Origin of the sequence: Nostoc sp. (assembly GCF_036919575.1) — a bacterium.
Lineage (GTDB): Bacteria > Cyanobacteriota > Cyanobacteriia > Cyanobacteriales > Nostocaceae > Nostoc.
Window position 1 is genome coordinate 1 of record NZ_JBALBY010000099.1, and the last position, 4,537, is coordinate 4,537.

The window sequence follows — 4,537 nt, forward strand, 5'->3', positions numbered from 1 at the left end:
AGAAAACCTTGGATTTACAGTTGATTGGAATCTGCTGCAAAGAAAGATGAAGGAAAATCTGAACAGCTATTGGGTGAGTTGGACACGAGCGCCAAGCAAAGTAGCAATATTTATTAACAGATAGTGGCCTCCTTTGAGTCTTGCACCCGTTGGCCGGCAGTGAGAGCTTACGCCAATGATCTGGTTGCCTAAAATATTTATATTAAAGAACTTTCAATTACGTAGCTTGCTGCTACCTTGTGGCTAGGATTACGAATTACGGATTAGTATAAGTGGGTGTGTCAGAGTTTTGCCTTTACAGACAATGTATGATTCTTGGGAACAGGGAGCAGAATAAAGCGTGATCAAAGCAGAAGTAGCGTCTTACGGATGTTGGCGATCGCCGATAACAACAGACTTAATTACTGCAAGTACAATTGGGTTGGGACAAATTGCCCTCTGTGGCGAAGAGATTTACTGGAGTGAGTTACGACCATCAGAGTCAGGTAGAAATGTCATAGTGCGGCGGGATGCAGATGGTAAAATCCAGTCCCTCACGCCTAGTGGCTTCAATGTGCGTACTCGTGTGCATGAATATGGTGGCAGTTCCTTTCTTGTGGTGAATGGCACTGTTTACTTTTCCAACTTTATTGATCAACGCCTATATTATCAAAAAAGCGATCAAGAGCCGCAAGCCATCACCCCAAAAGCTGCCACACGCTATGCAGACGGTGTTTTTGATCGTCAAAACAACCGAATTATTTGTGTATATGAAGATCACACAGATGTGACAAAGGAGGCGAGTAATAGTTTAGTCGGCGTGGAACTAGACGGAGATCATAAAATCCAACTATTAGTATCTGGAAATGACTTTTATGCTTCGCCTCGCCTTAGCCCGGATGGTTCACGTTTAGCTTGGCTGACTTGGAACCATCCTAATATGCCTTGGGATGGGACTGAACTATGGGTTGGGGAATTAAAGGCAGATGGTTCTTTGGGAAATACTCAAAAAATTGCTGGGGATTTAGATGAGTCTATTTTTCAGCCACAGTGGTCGCCAGATGGTAAGTTGTATTTTGTTTCTGACCGTACAGGTTGGTGGAATATATATCGTTGGCAAGATGAAAATGTAGAAGCGCTAACTCAAATGGAAGCAGAATTTGGTCAGCCGCAATGGAATTTTGGGATGTCCACTTATGCTTTTGGGTCTGCTAACCAGATTATTTGTACTTATACCCAGCAAGGCATTTGGTATTTAGCAAGCCTTGATACACTAACATGTAACTTAGAACTAATAAATACGCCCTACACAGATATTAGTTCTCTCCACGCGACCTCTAACCAGGTGGTTTTTCGTGGAAGTTCGCCAACTCAATTAGCAGCAATTGTCCGTTTGGATCTGACAACTAAAGAGCTAGAAGTACTACGGTGTTCTAGTGATGTAACTATTGATGCTGGTTATCTTTCTTTACCTGAAGCCATTGAGTATGAAACATCTGATGGCAAAACAGCATACGCCCTTTTCTACTCACCTCGAAACCGTGACTATACGGCTCCTGAGACTGAAAAACCGCCCTTGATTGTCAAAAGTCACGGTGGCCCCACCGCAGCAACTTCTAGTAGCCTCAATTTTAGCATTCAGTATTGGACTAGCCGAGGAATAGCGGTTTTGGATGTAAATTATGGTGGCAGTACAGGGTACGGGCGGGAGTATCGGCAACGCCTGGATGGGAACTGGGGAATTGTAGATGTGGATGATTGTGTTTTCGGTGCGCGTTACTTAGTGTCACGGGGAGATGTAGACGGCGCTCGTCTAACCATTTCCGGGGGGAGTGCAGGTGGTTACACAACGCTTTGTGCCTTAACTTTCCGAGATACTTTTAAAGCAGGAGCCAGCTATTTTGGTGTCAGTGATTTGGAAGCTTTAGTTCGGGATACACATAAGTTTGAATCCCGGTACTTGGATCGTCTGGTTGGCCCTTATCCACAACAGCGTCAGATTTATCAACAGCGTTCGCCAATTAACTTTAGTGAGCGTCTAGCCTGCCCAATGATTTTTTTTCAGGGATTAGAAGATCGAGTAGTTCCGCCCAATCAAACTGAAGCAATGGTTACAGCGCTAAGAACAAAAGGTGTACCTGTGGCTTATGTTGCTTTTGAGGGTGAAGAACATGGTTTCCGCAAAGCCGCAAACATCAAGCGTTCTTTGTCAGCAGAACTTTACTTTTATTCACGAATTTTCAATTTTGAAATTGCCCAACCAGTTGAGCCTGTAGTCATTGAAAACTTTTAGCTCCAACTAACAAGGCGATCACCGCCATTGTAGTAGTTTGCGGTGCTTCACGACAGGCTTGACCGCAATACTGCTCGCTTTGTGCATTTTTAACTCGGCATTGGGTTTAGGGTAAAGGTTAAACAGCGAATAATAGTTGAACATGAAAATTTAAGTATAATTTTTATCAAATAGTTTGAGGTTTAATAAAAGAGTTAAAGATAGAATCACAAAAATTATCGGGAAAGGCAGAGGGCAGGAGGCAGAAGGCTTTTATGGAATTCTGCTTCCTGTCCACAGAGAGTGACCGGACCGAACTTGGGTTTAAGACAAGAACACTGAACTCTTGTTCAGTCGCTCCAAGACAGTACGGTGTTGAATCCCCTTCTGACTTGATCCTTCTGCCCTCTGCCCTCAGCATAAGTGCCTTCTTCAACCCAACTTCCAGCTATCCATTGACAACGTAGATGTAACAACATTTGCTGCATTATTTTGTAACCAAAATTTACTGTTTCCTTTCATGCGTTTTGTTAAATTGCGTTGAAATTACTAGCAATTTTGATTTTTTTGTTTAGAATTAGTTTCCTATAAGTTTTTGTCTTTCCTTATTTAGGGGTTGCTGAAAAAGAAAGAAAGGGTTGCAGTCTCTACATTATCAGACCAAAGAAAGATATTCAGGTGCAAGATAAGAAGGTAAAATGGCCCAAAATCCTTGTATCACTGTGGTCAGCCCCAACCAGGTGTATCGGACGTAACTATGTACCGAAGAGAAGAATCAACTTTATGTCTATTTTTGAAAACTGCACCTTTTTTGCGGTTTAATATAACTGAAAATTATGATTTTGTTACTTATAAGCAACAAAAGCTTATCTTTGATTTTGCTTGAATAACTAGTCAACCCAAAAGAATTGCTTTTTCATACTTTTTCAGCAAACCCTATTTAATATTTTATTATGGAATTAGTATTGGTGAAGCTAGGAGGTTCCTTAATTACTGACAAGGATAAACCTTATATTGCTCGAAGAGAAGTTATAACACAACTGGTTGAGCAAGTGAGCCTAATCAAACATGAAAATCCTAATCTGAAACTGATTATTGGTAACGGTGCTGGTTCTTTTGCCCACCAATCAGCGAATAAATATAATACAATTAATGGTTTTTCATGTGATGAAGAAAAACTAGGGTTTTGCTTAGTTCACCAAGATGCTTTAGATTTAAATTTCCTCCTAGCTAAAAGTTTTTTACAAGCAGGTTTACCAGTGGTAAGTTTGCCACCTATTACTATGATAATCACTCATAATAAGAAACTGTTGAAGAGTGATTTTAGTGTAATAGAAAGTAGTCTAAAAGCAGGTTTAATTCCTTTAGTTTTTGGTGATGTCGTTCTAGATCAAGCTATTGGTGGTACTGTCCTCTCGACAGATGCAATGCTTGCAGAACTAGCGAAATACTTCTATCTTCAAGGTAAGTTTAAAATTCGACTAATAAATGTTGGGAATTATGCAGGTGTATATGATCAAGATGGGCAAGTAGTTTCCAATATTACTCAAGCTAACTATTCTCAGATTAAACCTTTCTTGGGCAAGAGCAAATCAGTAGATGTTACTGGCGGGATGGCGAAGAAAGTTGAGGAGTTTTTGACTATTTCTAGTTTAGGGATTGACTGCTGGATAATTGATGGGAATATCCCAGGGAATTTAGCCTGTTCAGTTTTAGGTACGCCAACTCTAGGCACTTTAATTAGGGCATTTTAACTAAAATGATTTCAAAACTGTTGGTAGTTAATCCGAATTACTTACCCTTAATCTTTTTGAGATAACTCATTGAGACAAACTCCACCGCGATAACTGGACGAATACCAGCCTGTACCATCCCAGCTTCTATCCCGCCACCACCCGCGAAAAGTACTACAGCGATCGGAGCATCATCTGGAAGAACTGGTTTTAATTTTGTGTTATGAAAATTTTTGCAGATATCTAATTTTGGTCATGGCTTTTTGGTTTTCGCTTTTTGATAAAGGCGATAATATCTTTCCTGGTTGCCAAGAGTTGTTGCATTAGACGAATCATCGTTACTGCACTGCAAAGAATTGAGCCAATACTTCGCCCAATACACACTCCATCAACTTGTTCTTCCCGGTTGTAAGTAAACTCAACGAGGTTGTCACCAACCCCGTCGGTCAGGTGCAGTGCCAGGGCAAACGCATCTAAATATTGACGAGCCTGAATCAGAGTAGAAATTACCAAAACCCTAATCCAATAAGGCTTCCAGTAAATTAGATATTCA

Annotated in this window: 2 protein-coding genes and 1 pseudogene; 2 read left to right on the top strand and 1 reads right to left on the bottom strand. The window is 40.8% G+C overall.

The annotated features are described in order from the left end of the window. The first annotated feature begins 340 nt into the window (after positions 1 to 340). Together V7K27_RS25125 and V7K27_RS25130 are read left to right on the top strand one after the other, a co-directional pair. Positions 341 to 2,272, top strand: coding sequence for a S9 family peptidase (locus tag V7K27_RS25125; protein ID WP_334950930.1), 1,932 nt, complete (start codon positions 341 to 343; stop codon positions 2,270 to 2,272). A 932-nt stretch (positions 2,273 to 3,204) separates the two neighbouring features. Beyond that, positions 3,205 to 4,005 (top strand): isopentenyl phosphate kinase, encoded by an 801-nt coding sequence (locus V7K27_RS25130; protein ID WP_334950932.1) that lies wholly within the window; start codon positions 3,205 to 3,207, stop codon positions 4,003 to 4,005. Positions 4,006 to 4,227: 222 nt separating this feature from the next. Here the strand turns inward: V7K27_RS25130 and V7K27_RS25135 are convergent. Next, a pseudogene (locus tag V7K27_RS25135) lies at positions 4,228 to 4,537 on the bottom strand (hypothetical protein); the annotation flags it as partial.

Excerpts from the sequence above, each read along its gene's own strand:
- V7K27_RS25130 (WP_334950932.1), top strand. The coding sequence starts at position 3,205 with ATGGAATTAGTATTGGTGAAGCTAGGAGGTTCCTTAATTACTGACAAG.